The following is an 18712-nucleotide window of genomic DNA, read 5'->3' as shown; positions in this document are numbered from 1 at the left end:
AAGGGGGGCGCCGGCACCGCACGCACCACCCGCACAGGGCTACAGCCTACGCCGGCCGCGCCAAAGTGTCACGCAACAGGAACATTTACCGCAGGTCTCAAACGGCATGCTGCAGCGCGCGCGCCAGGTCGGCGATCAGGTCGTCGGGGTGCTCGATGCCCACGCTCAGGCGGATGAAGCCCTCGCTGATGCCATGGGCCGCGCGCAGCTCGGCACCGAGCGCGCTGTGCGTGGTCGACGCGGGGTGGCAGGCCAGGCTGTCCACATCGCCCAAGGACACGGCCTGCGCAAACAGCTGCAGCGCGTCGAGCACGGCGGCGGCCGCCGCGCGCTCGTTGCGCGCCAGCTCGAAGCCCACCATGCCGCCAAACCCGCCCTGCAGCAGGCGCTGCGCCAGCGCATGCTGCGGGTGGGTGGGCAGGCCGGGGTAGTGCACGGCGCGCACGGTCGGGTGCGCCGCCAGAAAATCGGCCACTGCGGCCGCCCCCGCGCAGTGCGCCGCCATGCGCAGCGGCAGCGTCTTGATGCCGCGCAGGAACAGGAAAGCCTCCTGTGGCGCGAGGTTGCCGCCCACGTGCGCCAGGCCGGTCTTGCGCACGGCGGCGACCAGCGGGCCTGCCCCCGCGACCACGCCGCCCGTGGCGTCGCCGTGGCCGCCCAGGTACTTGGTCATGGAGTGCAGCACCAGGTCGATGCCGAGTTCGAGCGGGCGCAGCAGGCAGGGCGTGCAAAAGGTGTTGTCGGCCACCGTGGTCAGGCCGCGTGCGCGCGCCAGGGCCACCACCTCGGCCAGGTCGTGCAGGCGCAGGTCGGGGTTGGTCAGCGTTTCGACCCACACCAGGCGCGTGGCCGGGGTGAGGCTGGCGGCCAGGCCCTGCTGGGTGGCATCGACCGCGCGGATGCCCCAGCGCTTGCCCATCGACCGGAAGAGCGCCTCGGTGCCGCCATACAGCGGCCCGAGAAAGGCGATCTCGTCGCCCGGGCTCAACAGGCCCAGCAGCACCGCCGACGTGGCCGCGGTGCCGCTGGCGAACGCCACCGCCGCGGGCGCCCCTTCGAGGTCGGCCACCTTGGCCTCCAGCGCCGCCACCGTGGGGTTGCCGAAGCGGCTGTAGCGGTAGCCCTCGGCCGTCCCCGCAAACAGCGCGGCGCCCTGCGCCAACGTGCCGTAGTCGAACGCCGTGCTTTGCGTGATGGGCGTGGTGATGGCCCCGCTGTGGGGGTCGGGGTGCTGGCCGGCGTGGACGGCGCGCGTGCGCAGGTGGGTCATGGCAGAACTCCTGGTGGGGCGCTGGCTGCGGGCGCCATAACTACTTAATTGATAGCACCCAACGCTTTCCTGGCAAGCGTTTATAGCCTATTTTCCTCTATCGCACGCCAGCGGTCTCTTCTTCCTGGCCCGCCAGCACCACGCGGTTGCGGCCGGTGTGCTTGGCCCGGTACAGCGCCTGGTCTGCCGCCTTGAGCACCTGCGCCGCCTCGCCCACGTGCAGCGGCCACTGCGCCACGCCTAGCGAGATGGTGATCTGGCCCACGGGCAGGATGGACGTGCGCTCCACCAGCTGGCGCAGCCGCTGCGCCACCTGCTCGGCCGCCGCGGGCGCCACGTCGGGCAGCAGCATCACGAACTCTTCGCCGCCCAGCCGGCACAGCACGTCCTGCTCGCGCGAGCAGCTGCGCATCAGCTCGGCCAGGCGCTGCAGCACCAGGTCGCCGGCGTCGTGGCCATGGCTGTCGTTGACGCGCTTGAAATGGTCGACGTCCAGCGCCACGGCGGCAAACGGGCGCTGTTCGGCCTGCCACAGCGTCAGCGCCAGATCCACGCCGCGGCGGTTTTCTAGGCCGGTCAGCGGGTCGGTGCGCGCATCGCGGTGCAGCTTGCCGATCTTCTGGTGCAGCAGGTTGACCCCCAGCAGCATGGCCCGGCGCAGTTCCGAAGTCTCGAAGTACCACGATCGAACCTGGCGCAAACCGTCTGCCGTGCCAGGCCGGTCCATGTGCCGCGCCCCGTCCGCCAGCTGCCACAGCGGCTGCGCAATCAGCCAGGCCGACCACCAGATCAGCCCCAGGAGCACGGCCGCCAGCGGCAGGCTCTTGTAGAACACGCCCTGCATCAGGCCGTCGAGTTCCGCCAGCGCAGACTGCACCGGGCGCTGTGCCACCACGCCCCACTGGGCCGTGCCGACGCTGGCATACCCGGCCAACATGTCGACGCCTCGGCTGTTGACCACGCGCTGCCGCCCGCGCTCGCCGCCCAGGACGGCGTCGATGACCGGGTTGGCGCCCACCTGCTCGCCCACGCGCGCCGGGTCCGGGTGGTAGACCATGCGCCGGCTCTGGTCGACCACATACAGGTAGGAGCCATCGCGGTAGTGGTGTTCGCCGAGCAGGGTGTGCAGGGCGCTCTCGCGCTTGAGGTAGATGCTGCCGCCCACCAGGCCGCGGTAGCGCCCGGCGCGGTCGACGACCGGGCAGGACACGAACACCAGCAGATTGCCGGTGGCCGCCACATAGGGCAGGCTGACGGTCGGGCGGCGTTCACGCAGGGCCTCCTGCACGCCGAGCGTGTCGAGCTGGCGTCCTTTGATCTGCAATGTTTCGGGCGACGTGGCGTGCACCCAGCCCTGCGCATCCACGAAGACCACCGAGTTGAAGCTGTTCGTCTGCACGCGCAGGCGCTCGGCCTCGCGGGCGAGCAAGCGCGAGTCGCCAAACTGATCGGCCACCACGGAGGCGCTGTAGCCCAGTTGCTGCTGGGCCGACTGCAGAAAACTTTCGACCGAATCGGCGAGCTTGCTGGCATAGACGCGGTTGCTCTCGAGCGCGTTGTCGATCAGCTGCTGGCGCTGCACGGTGTAGCTTGCATACAGACCATTGGCCAAGGTGGTGGCAGCGCTGATGCTCGCCAGCAGCAGGATCAGGCTGCGCAGGTGGACACGGAACAGAGGGGCTTGGGTCATGGATGGCGTGGCCGCGCTGGAGCGGCCGCAGGCAGGCAAAAGGTCTGCATTCTCGCCCGGGCACAGCGCCCGGGGGGCTCTTGGGAACGTCTTTACGATTTATCGGTGGCTGCAGCGGCCAGCAGGGCTGCCACGGCCGCCGCCGTGGCCTGGGCGGCGCCGCGGTGGGTGCGCGCAAAGCCTGCGGCCTGGGCACGGGCACGGTCCAGGCGCGGCGCATCGAGCGCCAGCGCGCAGGCCGCTTCCACGCCCTGCCCCAGGTCGGCCACGCGTTCGGCGGCGCCGGCCGCGCAGGCCAGCTCGGCCGCCTCGGCAAAGTTGAAGGTGTGCGGCCCCAGCACCACGGGACAGGCGCAGGCGGCGGCCTCGATCAGGTTTTGCCCGCCCAGCGGCGCAAAGCTGCCGCCCAGCAGCGCCACATCGGCCAGGCCGTAGTAGAGCGCCATCTCGCCCAGCGAGTCGCCCAGCCAGACATCGGCGCCCTCGGGCTGCGTAGCCCAGTGGCTGCGGCGCGAGACGACCAGGCCCGCGTCGCGCAGCAGCTGGGCCACGGTGTCAAAGCGCTGCGGGTGGCGCGGCACGATCAGCCACTGCACGGCGGCAGAGGACAGCCGTGCTTCGCTATCGATAGCTGCACACGCTGGTGCAGACTGGGCCAGAGCCCGTTTTGGCTGAATTTCTTCCAGCCACATCGCTTCTTCGCCCTCGCGGCTGCTGGCCAGCAGCACGACGGGGCGTGGCGACTGCGCGCGCCACTGCCGGCCCTGGGCCAGCTGGGCGGCATCGGGCACGACGTCGAACTTAAGGTTGCCGAACACGCCCTGCACCGACGCGCCGAGGCTGCGCAGGCGCGCGGCATCGGCCTCGGTCTGCGCCCAGACGGCGGCCAGCGCGGCATAGGCGGGGCGCGCCAGCCAGGCCATGCGCCGGGCCTGGCGCAGCGATTTGTCGCTGAGCCGCGCATTGGCCAGCACCAGCGGGATGCCACGCCGCCGGCAGCCTGCCACCAGGTTGGGCCAGACCTCGGTTTCCATCAGGATGCCGATGGCCGGGCGGAACTGGCGCAGAAAGCGTGCCACGGCCGCGGGCGTATCCCAGGGCTGCCAGACCTGCAGGTCGCCGGGATGCAGCAGCTTTTCGCCCTCGGCGCGGCCGGTGGCGGTGCCGTGCGTGAGCAGCAAGCGCATGCCGGGCCGCTGCCGGCGCAACTCGGCCAGCAGGATCGCGGCAGCGCGCGTCTCGCCCAGCGAGACGGCGTGGATCCAGACCAGGCGGGCGTCCGGGTCGCTGCTGCCCCCGGGCGCCAGGCTGTCGAGCTGCGGCGGGTAGCGGCCAAAGCGCTCCCCGACATGGCGGGCGTAGCCGGGCTCGGCCACGGCGCGGCGGCGCAGCTTGCGCCGCAGCAGCGGCTGGGCGGCCCAGGCAAGGGCCGAATACAGCCAGCGTGCGGCGTGGGCCATGGAAATGCGTGCTCAGTGCGCCGCGCCGCCGACCTCGGCGCCGGGCTTGACGCGGTGCAGCAGCGCGAGCATGTCGGCACGGATGCGCTCCAGCGCCTCGGGCGTGTGGCCCTCGAAGCGCAGCACCAGCACGGGCGTGGTGTTGCTGGCGCGGATCAGGCCGAAGCCGTCGGGCCAGTCCACGCGCAGGCCGTCGATGGTGCTGATCTGCGCGGGCGCGGCCAAGGCGGCGGGGGCCAGCGCCTGCAGCGCGTCGCTCAGGCGGTGCGGCTCGCCCTCGGCGCAGGCGACGTTGAGTTCGGGCGTCGAAAAGCTCGTCGGCAAGCCGTTGAGCACGGCGCTGGGGTCGGCCGAGCGGCTCAGGATTTCGAGCAGGCGGGCGCCGGCATAGGTGCCGTCGTCAAACCCGTACCAGCGCTCCTTGAAGAAGATGTGGCCGCTCATCTCGCCGCCCAGGGGCGAGTCGAGCTCCTTCATGCGCGCCTTGATCAGCGAATGCCCGGTCTTGTACATCACGGGCACGCCGCCGGCCTGGCGAATCGCGGGCGCCAGGCGCTGGGTGCACTTGACGTCGAACAGGATCTGGCCGCCGGGCACGCGCGCGAGCACGTCCTGCGCGAACAGCATCATCTGCCGGTCGGGGAAAATGTTGCTGCCGTCCTTGGTGACGATGCCGAGGCGGTCGCCGTCGCCATCGAAGGCCAAGCCCAGTTCGGCGTCGCTGCTGTGCAGGGCCTGGACCAGGTCGCGCAGGTTCTCGGGCTTGCTCGGGTCGGGGTGGTGGTTGGGGAAGTTGCCGTCGACCTCGGAAAACAGCTCGACCACCTCGCAGCCGAGCGCGCGGAAGATGTCCGGCGCCGAGGCGCCGGCAATGCCGTTGCCGCTATCGATGACGATCTTCATCGGGCGGGCCAGCGCAATGTCGCCGACGATGCGCGCGCGGTAGGCGGGCAGCACATCGGCCTCGCGCAGGCAGCCGCCGGCGGCCAGCTGCCAGGTCTCGTTCTCCATGGTGCGGCGCAGCGCCTGGATCTCGTCGCCAAAGATGGCGCGGCCGTTGAGCACCATCTTGAAGCCGTTGTAGTCCTTGGGGTTGTGGCTGCCCGTGACCTGGATGCCGCTGGCGCACAGCGTGCTGGCGGCGAAGTACAGCATGGGCGTGGTGCAGCGGCCGATGTCGATCACGTCCAGCCCGGTTTCTGCCAGCCCGAGCATCAGCGCCCGCGCCAGGGCCGGGCCGGACAACCGGCCATCGCGCCCCACGGCGACCGTGGTCTGGCCCTCGGCGCGCGCTGCCGTGCCAAAGGCCCGGCCCAGCCCGCGCGCGAGGGCTTCGTCCACCGTGGTGGGCACGATGCCACGGATGTCATAGGCCTTGAAGACGGAGGGAGAGGGTTGCACGGGCGGGCCTTCGCAGGAGGTGAAAAATGGGCTGCATTGTAGGCGTCGCCACCGCCGGCTGCGCCCGCGCCACCCTGGCGGCGCGGGCCCTGGCGCATGTCCGAAAACGGCCAGCGGTGGCGCGGCGCCGCCCTATGATGGACTGCCATGCGCACTTCTGCCCTCCCCCCTTCCCCGCTGCCCGACGCCACGGCGGACGAGGGCCGCTACCTGGCCCTGAAAGCCCGCGACGCGCGCTTTGACGGGCGCTTTTTCACCGGTGTCACATCCACCGGCATCTATTGCCGCCCGGTCTGCGCCGTGCGCACGCCCCGGCGCGAGAACTGCCGTTTCTTCACGCTCGCGGCCCAGGCCGAGAGCGCGGGCTTTCGCCCCTGCCTGCGCTGCCGGCCCGAGCTGGCGCCGCAGGCGCTGGTGTGGTCGGTGCAGGACGCCTCGGGCATTCTGGTGCGCCAGGCCGTGCGCCTGCTGGCCAGCCCCGACTTCTGGGGCGCCGCGGCGCCGAGCGAAGGCGCGGTGGCGCGGCTGGCCGCGCGCCTGGGGGTCAGCGACCGCCACCTGCGCCGCATTTTCGAGGCCACGCTGGGCGTCTCGCCGCTGCAGTACCTGCAGACCCAGCGCCTGCTGGCGGCCAAGCAGCTGCTGGCCGACACGGCCCTGCCGATCACGCAGGTGGCGCTGGCCAGCGGCTTTGCGAGCGTGCGGCGCTTCAATGCCGCCTTTGCCACGCACTACGGCATTAGCCCCACCGCCGTGCGCCGCGCCGGCACCGCGCGCGCGGGCGACGAGGGCGCCCTGGTGCGCCTGGGCTATCGCCCGCCCTTGGATGCCGCGGCGCTGCTGGCCTTCTTCGCGCAGCGGCAGATCGCGGGCATGGAATGGGTCGAACCCGGCGAGGCCCTGGTGCTGCGCCGCACGGTGCGGATCGCGCATGCGGGCACGGTGGCCACCGGGTGGCTGAACGCACAGTTCGAACCGGCGCGCCACCGCCTGGTGCTGCAGACCAGCGACAGCCTGCACCCGGTGCTGCCGCTGGTGATTGCGCGCGTGCGCGCCTTGCTCGACCTGGACGCCGACCCCGAGGCCATCAACGCCACGCTGCATGCGCACTTTCCGCACGGCGATGGCCTGCGCGTGCCGGGCGCGTTCGATGGCTTCGAACTGGCGGTGCGCGCCGTGCTGGGCCAGCAGATCACCGTGGCGGCGGCGCGCACGCTGGCGCAGCGCCTGGTCGAGCGGTTTGGCGCGCCACTCGCCACGCCGTGGGCGCAGCTCACCCGGCTGTTCCCGGCCCCCGCCGTGCTGGCAGAAGCCGATGGCGATGCGCTTGGGCAATTGGGCATCGTGCGCCAGCGCCAGGCGGCCATCGTGGCGCTGGCCCGCGCCGTCGGCAGCGGCCAGCTTCAGCTGCACAGCAGCGCCGACGTGGGCGCCACCACGGCGCAGCTCTGCCAGCTTCCCGGCATTGGCGACTGGACCGCGCAGTACATCGCGATGCGCGCACTGCGCTGGCCCGACGCCTTCCCGAGCGGCGACGTGGCGCTGCACAAGGCGCTCGCGGTGCAGGGGGAAAAAAGCCCGGCGCGCGCTGCCGCCGAAGCATCGCTGGCCTGGCAACCGTGGCGCAGCTACGCCGTCATCCGCGCCTGGGCGGGCAGCCAAGGGCCCGCGCAGGGAACCGTGAAACTATCAAATCAATAGCTATCAGCGCTTACCCCATAAGCGCCAGAGCACGATTTGTCATTTAATCGAGACCACCATGCAATTCCATCCATCCACCGTGCAGACGCGCACACCCTCGCCGCTGGGCGACATCCGCCTGGCTGCCTCGCCGCTGGGCCTGGTCGGCCTGTGGTTTGACGGCCAGCGCCACCTTCCCGCCCAGCTCGACGGCCCGCAGGCCTGGCCGCAGGATGACCAGCACCCGGTGCTGCAGGCGGCGGTGCAGCAAATCCACGCCTACCTGCGCGGCGAGCGCACGCAGTTCGACCTGCCGCTCGACATCGCCGGCGGCACGCCGTTCCAGCAAACGGTGTGGCGCGCGCTGCTCGGCATTGCGCGCGGCCAGACCCTCAGCTACGCCGCGCTGGGCGCGCAGATCGGTTGCCCCACGGCCGTGCGCGCCGTGGGCACGGCCGTGGGACGCAACCCGCTGAGCGTGGTCGTGCCCTGCCACCGCGTGCTGGGCAAGGACGGCAGCCTGACCGGCTACGCCGGGGGCCTGGAGCGCAAGAGCGCCCTGCTGAGGCTCGAAGGCGCTCTCCTTTCGGCCCCCGAGGTGCCAGCATGAACGTGCCGGCCACCAAGCCGGCGTCGGCCTGGCTGGGCGAGTTCGTCTTGCTCTCGTCTCTGTGGGGCGCGTCCTTTCTGTTCATGCGCCTGGGTGCGGCGGAGTTCGGCGCGCTGCCCACGGCCGGCCTGCGCGTGGCCCTGGCCACGGTGTTCCTGTGGCCCATCCTGGTGCACCAGGGCCAATGGCCGGCGTTGCGCGCGCACTGGAAGGCCATCCTGCTGGCCGGGCTGATCAACTCGGCGATTCCGTTCGCGCTGTTTGCCTGGGCCGTGTTGCACATTACCACCGGGCTCACCTCCATCCTGAACGCCACGGTGCCGCTGTTCGGCGCGCTCGTGGCCTGGGTGTGGCTGGGCGACCGCATCAACCGCCTGCGCTGGCTGGGCCTGGCCCTGGGTTTCATCGGCGTGGCCCTGCTGGCCTGGCGCGCTCCCGGGGGCGCGGGCTTCAAGTCGGACAGCGCGCTGTGGGCCATGGCGGCCTGCCTGCTGGCGGCCGCCTGCTACGCCGTGGCAGCGAGCTACGCCCGGCGCTACCTCACCGGCATTCCCCCGCTGGCCACGGCCACCGGCAGCCAGCTCGGCGCCGCGCTGGGCCTGGCGCTGCCCACGCTGTGGCTCTGGCCCGCCACGACGCCGGGACTCCGCGCCTGGGGCGCGATCGTGGCGATCGCCGTGCTGTGCACCGGCATTGCCTACATCCTGTACTTTCGCCTGATCGCCAACGCCGGCCCCAGCCGCGCGCTGGCCGTGACCTTCCTGGCGCCGGTGTTCGCAGTGTTCTATGGCGCGGTCTTCCTGGGCGAGACCATTACGCCCTGGATGCTGGGCTGTGGCCTGGTGATCGTCTGCGGAACCATGTTGTCAACCGGACTTATCAGGACACGCGCCGTGGCGAAGCCGGTGCTGGAACGGCCTTAAGAACGTGTTTACGGTTTATCCAAGGCCGCACAAACGCCTTTTCGGGAGGGGATGCAAGGCGCAGTGCGCAGTCCATAGCCCGGCTACGGGCAAGTGCTGCAACGCCGCAGACCACCCGAAAAGGCATTTGCCCTGCGGGTTGGGGCGCAATCGGGCGATTTCTTTGGCCCGCTGCTGGCATGGGAATGGGCGCATGCGGCGCAACGTGCCTGCGAACTCATCCCGATTGCGCCCCAACGCGGCCTCGGATAAACCGTAAACACGTTCTACACTCGCCCGATGGTTTTTACGCCGTTTACCATTTTTCTCCGCAGGCCGCGCGCCTGCGGTTTTTTGCTTTTGGACCACCCCACCATCCCCCCTGCACCGGGCAGCAACGCCTTTCGGGACACCGGCCGGAGCGCTGTCCGTGGCGCTTAGCGTTGCCCTGGCCATCGGGCTGCTGGCGCTGTTGGCACTGGCGCTCAGCGCGCTGCCCGTCCCTGCGCTGCTGCACGCGTCCGTGCGCACCCGCCTGGCCATCGGCCTGACGACGGGGCTGGTCACCACCGCCAACATGGTGCTGCCCGCGCTGCACGGCGTGATGGGCCCGGTGACTGCGCCTCCGGTGGGCTCCGCCATCGCAATGCTGGTGTTCGGTCCGGTGGCGGGCCTGGCGAGCGCGGCCACGGTGCTGCTGTTCCACTGCGCGCTGTACCCCGCTACTTGGACGACAGGCTTTGCGATCCTGGCGGCCACCGCACTGGTGGCCTTCGGGTCGCACCGGTTGCGCGCGCGCCACGGCCCCCTGCTGGCCCTGGGGGCGCTGGCTGCCGCGCTGCCCCTGGCGTTGCAGGCCGGCATCGAGATCGGCGCTGGCACCACGGCCATGGCCGGCGCGCTGTCCTGGCTCGAGGGCGTACCCTGGCGCTTTGCCGCTGCCGTGCTGGTGCTGGGCGGCGGCGTGGAACTCGTGCTCAGCCGCGCCCAGACGGTGCAGGCACTGCAGCGTGCGCACCACGCGCTGCAGCGCAGCGAACAGGAGACACTGCTCACTCTCGAAGCCGCCCGCGGCGGCCGCTGGGAATGGAACGTCGAAGCGCAGACGCTCACCTGCCACGGCCGCTTTTATGACGCGTTCGACGTGCACCGCGGCGGCGCCAGCGGCCAGGCCGCGCGCTGGGATGCGCTGCGCCACCCCGAGGATGCCGCGCGCATGGCCGGTGACCTGCAGCGCAGCCGGGCGGGACTGGAAGACGCTTTCAGTGCGGAATTCCGTTTGCGCGACACCCACGGCCGCTGGCGTTGGCTGGTCTCGCGGGGCGCCATCGCCGAGCGCGATGCGCAAGGCCGCGCCCTGCGGCTCATCGGCATGGCCATCGACGTGACGGACTACCGCGACCTCGAGAGCGCGCTGCACACCTCGCAGGCCAAGTACACGGCCGTGTACGAGACCATGCCCGACGCGGCCGGCATCATGCGCGTTGCCGACGGCCATTACCTGGAAGTCAACCCCGCGTTCTGCCAGCTGCTCGGCCACCCGCGCGAGCAGGTGGTGGGCCGCACCGCACAGCAGCTGGGCATCTGGGCCACCGAGCAAGAGGGCCCGAAGCTGCTGCAGGCGCTGCAGCGCGATGGCAAGGTCGAGCGCCTGCCCCTGGTCGCGCAACGCCGCGGCGTGCGCATTCCGGGCCTCATGTCGGCGCAGTCGGTGCACCTCAACGACGAGGACTGCGTGGCGTTCGCGTTTCGCGACATGACCGAGGAAACCCGCATCCACGACACCCTGCTGTCGCGCAACAGCCTGCTGCAGCAGGCCGGGCGCCTGGCGCGGCTGGGCGCCTGGGACGACGTGCGCGGCCAGGGCATCGCCTACTGGTCGGACGTCTGCTACGACATCCACGGCCTGCCCCCGGGCGCCCCCCTGCCGCGCGACTACATCGCCGAGTACGTGGCGCCGGCCTGGCGCGACGCCCTGCGCGACACGGTCCGCGCCAGCATCCGGCAGAGCTCCGACTGGAGCATGGAAATCGAGATCGTGCGCGCCGACGGCCGCCCGGTCTGGGTGCGCTTGCGCGGCGAGCCCGTGGTCGAAGCCGGCCGCGTGGTGCGCATCCGCGGCGTGATCCTGGATATCGACGAATCCAAGCGTGCCGAACAGCTCCTGCGCCAGTCCGAGGAGCGCTTTGTGCGCATCTTCCAGCTGCTGCCCTACCCCATGGGCCTGACCCGGCGCGGCGACGGCCGCTACGTCGATGTCAATGCCGCATGGGAGCAGGCCCTGGGCTACACCCGCGCCGAAGCCATCGGCCAGTCGGCCATCTCGCTTGGCATCTACACGCCCGAGGGGCGCGCGGCCCTGATCGATGCGGTGCAGGCGAACGGCCGGCTCGAGAGCTACGAAGCGGTCATGACCCTGCGCAGCGGCGAGCAGCGCACGGTGTTGCAGTCGATGCGCGCCACAGAATTCGATGGCGAGCCCTGCTGGCTGTTCGCGCTGCACGACATCACGGAACGCAAGCGCAGCGAAGAGCAGGTGCGCGAGCGCGAGGAACTGCTCTCGCTCACCATCTCGGCGGCCTCGCTGGGCCTGTGGGACTGGAACCTGCAGACCGGCCTGGTCACGGGCGACAGCCGTTGGCGTGCCATGCGCGGCATGAAAGCGGACAGCGAAGCCGGCACACCGCCGGTGTCATGGACTGCCGCAATGGGCTCCTCCGACATCCAGAAAATCACCGCCGAACTGGCGCGGCACACGGCCCACCCGGCCACGCCGTTCGATGCCACCGTGCACATCACGCACCCGCGCGAGGGCGGGCGCTGGGTGCGTGCCCTGGGCAAGATCGTGAACACGGACGCCGCGGGCCAGCCGCTGCGCATGGTGGGCGTGGGCATTGACGTGACCTCGCAGCGCGAACAGGAGGAGCGGCTCCAAAGGCTGGCCCACTACGACGCGCTGACCGGTCTGCCCAACCGCGTGCTGCTGGCGCGCCGCCTCGAAGAGGCCATGGTCCACGCGCGCAGCCGCGGCACGCTGCTGGGTGTGGCCTACCTGGACCTGGACGGCTTCAAGCCCGTGAACGACCGCTTTGGCCACGAGGCCGGCGACCGCCTGCTGGTCGTGGCCGCCGCGCGCCTGACGCGTGCGCTGCGCTCGCTCGACTGCGTCGCGCGCCTGGGCGGCGACGAATTCGTCATCCTTCTGCCCGATCTGGCCGACGGGGCCGCCTGCGAGCGCGCGCTGCGCACCGTCATGCAGAGCATTGCCGCGCCCTACACGCTGGACACCGAGCGCGTCACCGTCACCGCAAGCATCGGCTACACCCTCTACCCGCAGGACGACGCCGATGCCGACGCCCTGCTGCGCCACGCCGACCACGCCATGTACGCGGCCAAGCAGGCCGGGCGAAACCGCTACCACCAGTTCGACGCCGCCCATGAGCGCGCCACGCAGCAGGTGCAGGAGCAGCTGGTGCAGCTGCGCGCGGCCCTGGCCGACGGCGAGTTCACGCTGTTCCTGCAGCCCAAGGTGGACATGCGACTGGGCACGGTGGTGGGGGCGGAGGCGCTGGCGCGCTGGCAACACCCCGAGCGCGGCCTGCTGTCGCCGGCGGCCTTCCTGCCGCTGCTGCACGACTCCGAACTGGAATTCGCCTTCGGCGCCTGGGTGGTGGACGCTGCACTGGCCCTGATCCGAGCCCTGGGCCAGGCCGGCCTGCAGCTTCCGGTGAGCATCAACATCGCGGCGCCCCACCTGCAGCAGAGCGGCTTTGCCGACTGGATGGCACAGCAGCTCGACCGCCATCCCGGGGTGCCGGCCCGGCTGCTCGAGATAGAGATCACCGAGACCGCCGCGCTCTACCACATCGACTCCGTGGCCACCACGCTGCGGGCGCTGCGCGAACTGGGCATCCTCACCTCGCTGGACGACTTCGGCACGGGCTACTCGTCCCTGACCTACCTGCGCCGCCTGCCGCTGAGCATGCTCAAGATCGACCAGAGTTTTGTGCATGGCATGGTGGGCGACGCCGGTGACCTGGCCATCGTGCAGGGCGTGGTGGGCCTGGCGCGCTCGTTTGGCTACCGCGTCATTGCCGAAGGGGTCGAGACCGTCGGCCAGGGCCAGATGCTGCTGGACATGGGCTGCTCGCTGGCGCAGGGCTATGCCGTCGCCCGTCCGATGCCGCTGGCCGACTTCATCGCCTGGGCCGCGCAGTGGCAGTCACCGCCCGAATGGCAGTACCACGGCCTGCCAGAAAAAGCATAAAAAGGCCGCTAACGCCTATCCAGCAAGCGTTAGCAGCTATTGATTTTGAATTTTCGCGCCCGACGGGCGCACTTCCTCAGTCGCCGATCAGCTCGCGCACCTGCTGCAGCGCGGCCGGGTCTTCCATGGTGGTCAGGTCGCCCGGGTCGCGGCGCTCGGCCACGGCCTGCAGGGCGCGGCGCAGCAGCTTGCCGCTGCGCGTCTTGGGCAGGGTGTTCAAGAAATGCACGCGCGCCGGCCGTGCCACGGCGCCCAGTTGCGCATCCACCCGCTGCATCACCTCGCCCTCCAGCTTCAGGCGCGCGGCCGGGTCCTGCAGGCCCGAGGCATCGCGCGGCACGGCGAACGCCATCGCCACCTGGCCCTTGAGGCTGTCGGCCACGCCCACCACGGCCACCTCGGCAATGTTGGGGTGGGACGAGATCGACTCCTCGATCTCGCGCGTGCCCAGGCGGTGGCCGGCCACATTGATCACGTCGTCGGTGCGGCCGAGGATGAAGTAATAGCCATCGGCGTCGCGGATGCCCCAGTCGAAGGTGCTGTAGACCATGCGGCCGGGAATGCTCTTCCAGTAGGTGCTGACAAAGCGCGCGTCGTCGCGCCACACGGTCTGCATGCAGCCCGGCGGCAGCGGCCCCTCGATGGCGACCACCCCTTTCTGGTCGGCACCCGTCAGTTCCTCGCCGCTCACCTCGTCGATCAGTTTGACGTTGTAGCCGTACATGGCCTTGCCGGGGCTGCCAAAGCGCGCGGTCTGCGGCTCGACGCCGTTGGCCAGCGTGAGGATGGGCCAGCCGGTTTCGGTCTGCCAGTAGTTGTCGATGATGGGTACGCCTAAAGCGTCGCTGATCCACTGCGCCGTGGGCTCGTCGAGCGGCTCGCCGGCCAGCCACAGGGCCTTGAGGCTGCTGACGTCGTGCTTCTTGAGCCAGGACGGGTCCTGCTTCTTCAGCACGCGCACCGCCGTGGGCGCCGAGAACATGTGCGTGACCTGGTATTTCTCGACGATGCTCCACCACACGCCCGCGTCGGGCCGCGTCGGCAGCCCCTCGTACAGGACGGTGGCCATGCCGGCGAGCAGCGGGCCGTAGATGATGTAGCTGTGCCCGACGACCCAGCCGATGTCGCTGGTGGCAAAGAACACATCGCCCGCCTTCGCATCAAAGATGTGCTTCATGCTGGCCGCCAGCGCCACAGCGTAGCCGCCGGTGTCGCGCTGCACGCCCTTGGGCTTGCCCGTGGTGCCACTGGTGTAGAGCGTGTAGCTCGGGTGCGCGGACTCGACCCATTCACAGGGCACGGCGGCGTCCAGGTGGCGCGCGCGCAGCGCCGCCCAGTCGTGGTCGCGGCCGGCGCGCATGGCCATGGGCGCGAGCCCCCGATCAACCATGAGTACGGCGGCGGGCTTGTAGCGCGACAGCGCGATCGCCTCGTCCAGCAAGGGCTTGTAGGGCACGACCTTGCCGCCGCGCGAGCCGGCATCGGCACTGACCACCGCCATGGGTTCGGCATCCTCGATGCGCGATGCCAGCGCGCCCGCGGCAAAGCCCCCGAACACCACCGAATGGAGTGCGCCGATGCGCACGCAGGCCAGCATGGCAAAGGCGGCCTCGGCGACCATGGGCATGTAGATGAGCACCCGGTCGCCCTTTTTCACGCCCAGGGCCTGCAGCGCCGCGGCCATGCGCTGCACCTCGGCGTGCAGCTCGGCAAAGCTGTAGCTGCGCTCGGTGTTCGTTTCGGTGGAAATGGCGATCAGCGCTGCCTGGTCGGCGCGCGTGGTCAGATGCCGGTCCACCGCGTTGTGGCACAGGTTGGTGGTGCCGCCCACGAACCAGCGCGCAAACGGGGGCCGGCTGTAGTCGCACACCTGCTCGGCCGGCGTGCGCCACTCGATCAACGCCGCCTGCTCGGCCCAGAAGGCATCGCGCTCGTCGATGGAGCGGCGGTAAAAGTCGGCGAATTTGCGCATGGGTGCTCCTTGGGGCCGGTGTCTGTGCCTGCTGGCAGGCGGATTATGAATTCATAATTATTCAGCACGGCCTTGCGGCAAACTGACGCAGCGACCACCGGCGGAACCGGTGGGCCGCGTGCAGGCCGACGACAATGGGGCCTGCCGGGCTGCGGCCTTCGCCCACACGCCGCGGCCCCTCCTTCTTCGCTGCTTGTACCGCTCCATGACGCCCCTCGCCACCCGCCACGCCCAGCCCCCACCCACCGCACCCGTGCCTTTTGCGCAAGCGCTGCTGTTCTGGTTCAAGCTCGGCTTCATCAGCTTTGGCGGGCCGGCGGGGCAGATTGCCATCATGCACGCCGAACTCGTGGAACGGCGCCGCTGGATCAGCGAACGGCGCTTCCTGCATGCGCTCAACTACTGCATGCTGCTGCCCGGCCCCGAGGCCCAGCAACTGGCCACCTACATCGGCTGGCTGATGCACCGCACCTGGGGCGGCATCGTGGCCGGGGCGCTGTTCGTGCTGCCGTCGCTGTTCATCCTGATCGCGCTGTCGTGGGTGTATGTGCGCTTTGGCGACGTGCCCGTCGTGTCCGGCATCTTCTATGGCATCAAGCCCGCCGTGACGGCCCTCGTGCTGCATGCGGCGCACCGCATCGGCACGCGCGCGCTCCAAAACGGCTGGATGTGGGGCATCGCGGCCGCATCGTTTGTGGCCATCTTTGTGCTGCATGCGCCGTTTCCCGCCATCGTGCTGGCCGCAGGGCTCATCGGCTTCTTCGGGGCGCGGCGCTGGCCCGCCGTCTTCGCGCTGGGGGGTGGTCCGCAGGAGGGCCAGGCAGGCTATGGTCCGGCCCTGATCGACGACGACACGCCCACGCCGGCGCACGCCCGCTTCTCGCGCCGCCATCTGGCCCGCGTGCTCGGGGCAGGCTTGGCGCTGTGGCTCGCGGCCATGGCGCTGCTGCTGGCCACGCAGGGCTGGGAGGGCGCGCTCACGCAGATGGGCTGGTTTTTCACCAAGGCGGCGCTGCTCACGTTTGGCGGCGCCTATGCCGTGCTGCCCTACCTCTACCAGGGCGCGGTCGAGCACTACCACTGGCTCAGCGGGCCGCAAATGATCGATGGCCTGGCGCTGGGCGAGACGACGCCCGGTCCGCTCATCATGGTCGTGGCCTTCGTGGGCTTTGTGGGCGGCTGGCTGCAGCAGGTGTGGGGAGCAGACGCACTGTTTGCGGGCGCCGCGGCGGCGGCGACGGTGGTGACGTTCTTCACCTTCCTGCCGTCCTTCGTCTTCATCCTGGCCGGTGGCCCGGCCGTGGAGGCCACCCACGGCAAACTCGGGTTCACGGCCCCGTTGAGCGCCATCACGGCCGCCGTGGTCGGCGTGATCCTGAACCTGGCGCTGTTCTTTGCCTACCACCTGCTCTGGCCGCGCGGCTGGGACGGGCCGTTCGATGCCCTGTCGGCGCTGATTGCGCTGGGGGCGGCGTGGGCGCTGTTTCGCTGGCGCATCGGCGTGCTGCCGCTGCTGGCGACCTGCGGCGCCGCAGGGCTGGCAGCGCGGTCACTGCTGGCCCTTTTTTAGCTCTTCATTCGATAGCATCCAGCGCTTGATGCACAAGCGCCAGAGCCCTAAAACAGGCTGATCTTCACTTGATCAGCCCCAGCACGTCCTTGAACGCGGGGTGCTCGCAGCTGCCCAGCCATTCGAACGCCACCATCTCGGTCGTCACCAGCTCGACGCCGGCTCCCGCGAGGCGGTCGAATGCGGCATCGCGGCTGCGCTCGGTGCGCGAGCTGCAGGCATCGGTCACGACCCACACCTCAAACTCGTCCTCGATCAGGTCGAGCGCGGTCTGCAGCAGGCACACATGCGCCTCGCAACCGGCGATGACGATGGCACCGCGCTCGGTAGCGAGCGGAGCGGCGGGTTTTTGCAGGTGTTTGGGCAGGCTGCGGGCGTTGCCGCCCTGGGGTTTGGCCGGCGGGCGCAGCCATTCGCCCAGGCCTTCTTCGGCGGCGCTGAAATGCATCTTGGACAGGGTCTTGTGGCACAGGGCGCGCAACTGCGCATCGTTCGGGCCCAGGCGCGAGGGGTTTTGCTCGGTGCCCCAGACCGGCACATCGAGCATGCGGGCGATCTCGGCCAGGCGGCGGGCATTGGCCAGCACGGCCGGGCCTTCGAAGATCGCCGGCATCAGGCGCTCCTGGTAGTCCACCAGGACGAGTTGGGATTCGGTGGCGTCAAGCAGCATGGCAAAACTTTCGGTGTCGGGAAACAAAATCTGGCTGCCATTGTCGCAGCGCCTAGCGCATCCAACCTGGCAAAACGGGGCAGCACCCTGCCCTCAAGCGCCCCAGGCACCGCTGTCGGAACCCGGACCGGCGCCGTGGTCGTGGTACCCTTGCGCCCCATGTCCAGATGGTTATGCATTCTTTTGCTCGCAGGGGCAACCGCCGCCCATGCCGCCCCGCCCCACGCAACGGGCGATGAGCGCGACCGCCAGATCGCCGAAAAGACCCTCCTGACCCAGCTCGACGCCGTGCGCCACAACGTCGTAGACCGCACCTCGGACCTGGTCGTCACCGCCATGGGCTTTCTGGGAGTGCCCTACCGCCGCGGCGGCAACAGCGCCGAAACGGGTTTCGATTGCAGCGGCTTCGTGCGCGCGATCTACGGGCAGACCGTCGGCTTGATATTGCCGCGCCGCGCCGACCAGCAGGCAGCGGCCACCGAATCGATTGACAAGAAGGAACTGCAGCCCGGCGACCTGGTGTTCTTCAATACCATGCGCCGCGCCTTCAGCCACGTGGGAATTTACGTCGGCGACGGCAAGTTCATCCACTCGCCACGCAGTGGCGCACAGGTGCGCGTGGAAGACATGCGCACCAGCTACTGGCAGCGCCGCTTCGATGGCGCACGCCGCGTCACCACGGCCGAACTGCAGACCCAACCCCTGGATTGACTCCAGCGGGGGAAACACCAAGGGCGCGATGGCCCGCCGACCAGTGGAACTTAAGGACCGATCACCGTGGTCGTCTCGGTCGCCTGCACGGGCTGGCCGACTTCATTGACCGGGCGCGCCTGCGGGTTGCGCAGCATTTCCTGGGCCTGTGCCATGTCCTGCTTGTAGTTGGCGCGGGCATCTGCCTCGCAACTCTTGCGCTGGGCGGTCGGCTCGCCACGGCACTCTTGCAGCGCGACCTTCAGCCCGCCGCCGGCTTCCCGGATGGCAGACTGATAGCGCTGCTGCGGCGTCGTGTCAGGCAGCTCACCGCGCATCAGCTCTGCCGTGTTGTCTTGCGCCAGCGCGGTGGTCGAAATGCCCCATGCCCCGCCGAGTGCGGAGGCAGCCACCAGCGCCATCCAGTGTTTCTTCTTCATTATCATCGTCACTCCCGTGTTGCTGGCGCCGGCAGTGTGCCTGCGCTGTGGCCCGTGGGCTTGGTGTTCCTTGCCTCTGAGCCAGAAACA

General features: G+C 70.1%; 13 protein-coding genes. 6 read left to right on the top strand and 7 right to left on the bottom strand.

What is annotated here, in order from left to right:
- Positions 1-97: 97 nt before the first annotated feature.
- The 4 genes from B2J89_RS15065 to B2J89_RS15050 all read right to left on the bottom strand — a co-directional run bounded on the left by B2J89_RS15065 (position 98) and on the right by B2J89_RS15050 (position 5821).
- Positions 98-1270, bottom strand: a complete 1173-nt coding sequence (locus B2J89_RS15065) for a PLP-dependent aspartate aminotransferase family protein (RefSeq protein ID WP_169169885.1) — start codon at positions 1268-1270, stop codon at positions 98-100.
- A 97-nt stretch (positions 1271-1367) separates the two neighbouring features.
- Positions 1368-2960 (bottom strand): diguanylate cyclase domain-containing protein, encoded by a 1593-nt coding sequence (locus B2J89_RS15060; RefSeq protein WP_169169884.1) that lies wholly within the window; start codon positions 2958-2960, stop codon positions 1368-1370.
- A 92-nt stretch (positions 2961-3052) separates the two neighbouring features.
- Entirely contained in the window at positions 3053-4420 is a 1368-nt protein-coding gene (locus B2J89_RS15055; protein WP_169169883.1) for a 3-deoxy-D-manno-octulosonic acid transferase, read from the bottom strand.
- Positions 4421-4432: 12 nt separating this feature from the next.
- A complete protein-coding gene (locus B2J89_RS15050) occupies positions 4433-5821 on the bottom strand; it encodes a phosphomannomutase/phosphoglucomutase (protein ID WP_169169882.1) in 1389 nt (462 codons plus the stop codon).
- A gap of 147 nt (positions 5822-5968) precedes the next feature.
- On the opposite strand from B2J89_RS15050, the gene B2J89_RS15045 reads away from it, so the two are divergent.
- The 4 genes from B2J89_RS15045 (at position 5969) to B2J89_RS15030 (ending at position 13280) form a co-directional block, all read left to right on the top strand.
- Positions 5969-7522, top strand: coding sequence for a DNA-3-methyladenine glycosylase 2 family protein (locus tag B2J89_RS15045; protein WP_169169881.1), 1554 nt, complete (start codon positions 5969-5971; stop codon positions 7520-7522).
- 58 nt (positions 7523-7580) lie between these two features.
- A complete protein-coding gene (locus tag B2J89_RS15040) occupies positions 7581-8111 on the top strand; it encodes a methylated-DNA--[protein]-cysteine S-methyltransferase (protein WP_169169880.1) in 531 nt (176 codons plus the stop codon).
- A complete protein-coding gene (locus B2J89_RS15035; protein ID WP_169169879.1) occupies positions 8108-9034 on the top strand; it encodes a DMT family transporter in 927 nt (308 codons plus the stop codon). The genes B2J89_RS15040 and B2J89_RS15035 overlap by 4 nt, the downstream gene beginning before the upstream one ends.
- Before the next feature lie 409 nt (positions 9035-9443).
- Entirely contained in the window at positions 9444-13280 is a 3837-nt protein-coding gene (locus B2J89_RS15030; RefSeq protein ID WP_169169878.1) for an EAL domain-containing protein, read from the top strand.
- A 76-nt stretch (positions 13281-13356) separates the two neighbouring features.
- Here B2J89_RS15030 and B2J89_RS15025 read toward each other — a convergent pair whose 3' ends face one another.
- Positions 13357-15252 (bottom strand): propionate--CoA ligase, encoded by a 1896-nt coding sequence (locus B2J89_RS15025; RefSeq protein ID WP_169169877.1) that lies wholly within the window; start codon positions 15250-15252, stop codon positions 13357-13359.
- A gap of 205 nt (positions 15253-15457) precedes the next feature.
- Here B2J89_RS15025 and chrA point away from each other — a divergent pair, with 205 nt between their 5' ends.
- Positions 15458-16822, top strand: a complete 1365-nt coding sequence (chrA, locus tag B2J89_RS15020) for a chromate efflux transporter (protein ID WP_169169876.1) — start codon at positions 15458-15460, stop codon at positions 16820-16822.
- Positions 16823-16886: 64 nt separating this feature from the next.
- On the opposite strand, the gene B2J89_RS15015 is transcribed toward chrA, so the two are convergent.
- Entirely contained in the window at positions 16887-17492 is a 606-nt protein-coding gene (locus tag B2J89_RS15015; protein ID WP_169169875.1) for an isochorismatase family protein, read from the bottom strand.
- A gap of 159 nt (positions 17493-17651) precedes the next feature.
- Between B2J89_RS15015 and B2J89_RS15010 the strand changes: the two genes are divergently transcribed.
- Complete coding sequence (locus tag B2J89_RS15010) at positions 17652-18203, top strand: C40 family peptidase (protein ID WP_169169874.1); 552 nt, start codon at positions 17652-17654, stop codon at positions 18201-18203.
- 50 nt (positions 18204-18253) lie between these two features.
- Here the strand turns inward: B2J89_RS15010 and B2J89_RS15005 are convergent, their stop codons facing one another.
- The gene (locus tag B2J89_RS15005; RefSeq protein ID WP_169169873.1) at positions 18254-18622 is read right to left on the bottom strand and encodes a hypothetical protein; all 369 of its coding nucleotides are present in this window, start codon (positions 18620-18622) and stop codon (positions 18254-18256) included.
- Positions 18623-18712 lie beyond the last annotated feature (90 nt).

This window comes from Acidovorax sp. SRB_24, from assembly GCF_012931925.1.
This window is presented reverse-complemented; position numbering and strand designations above follow the sequence as displayed.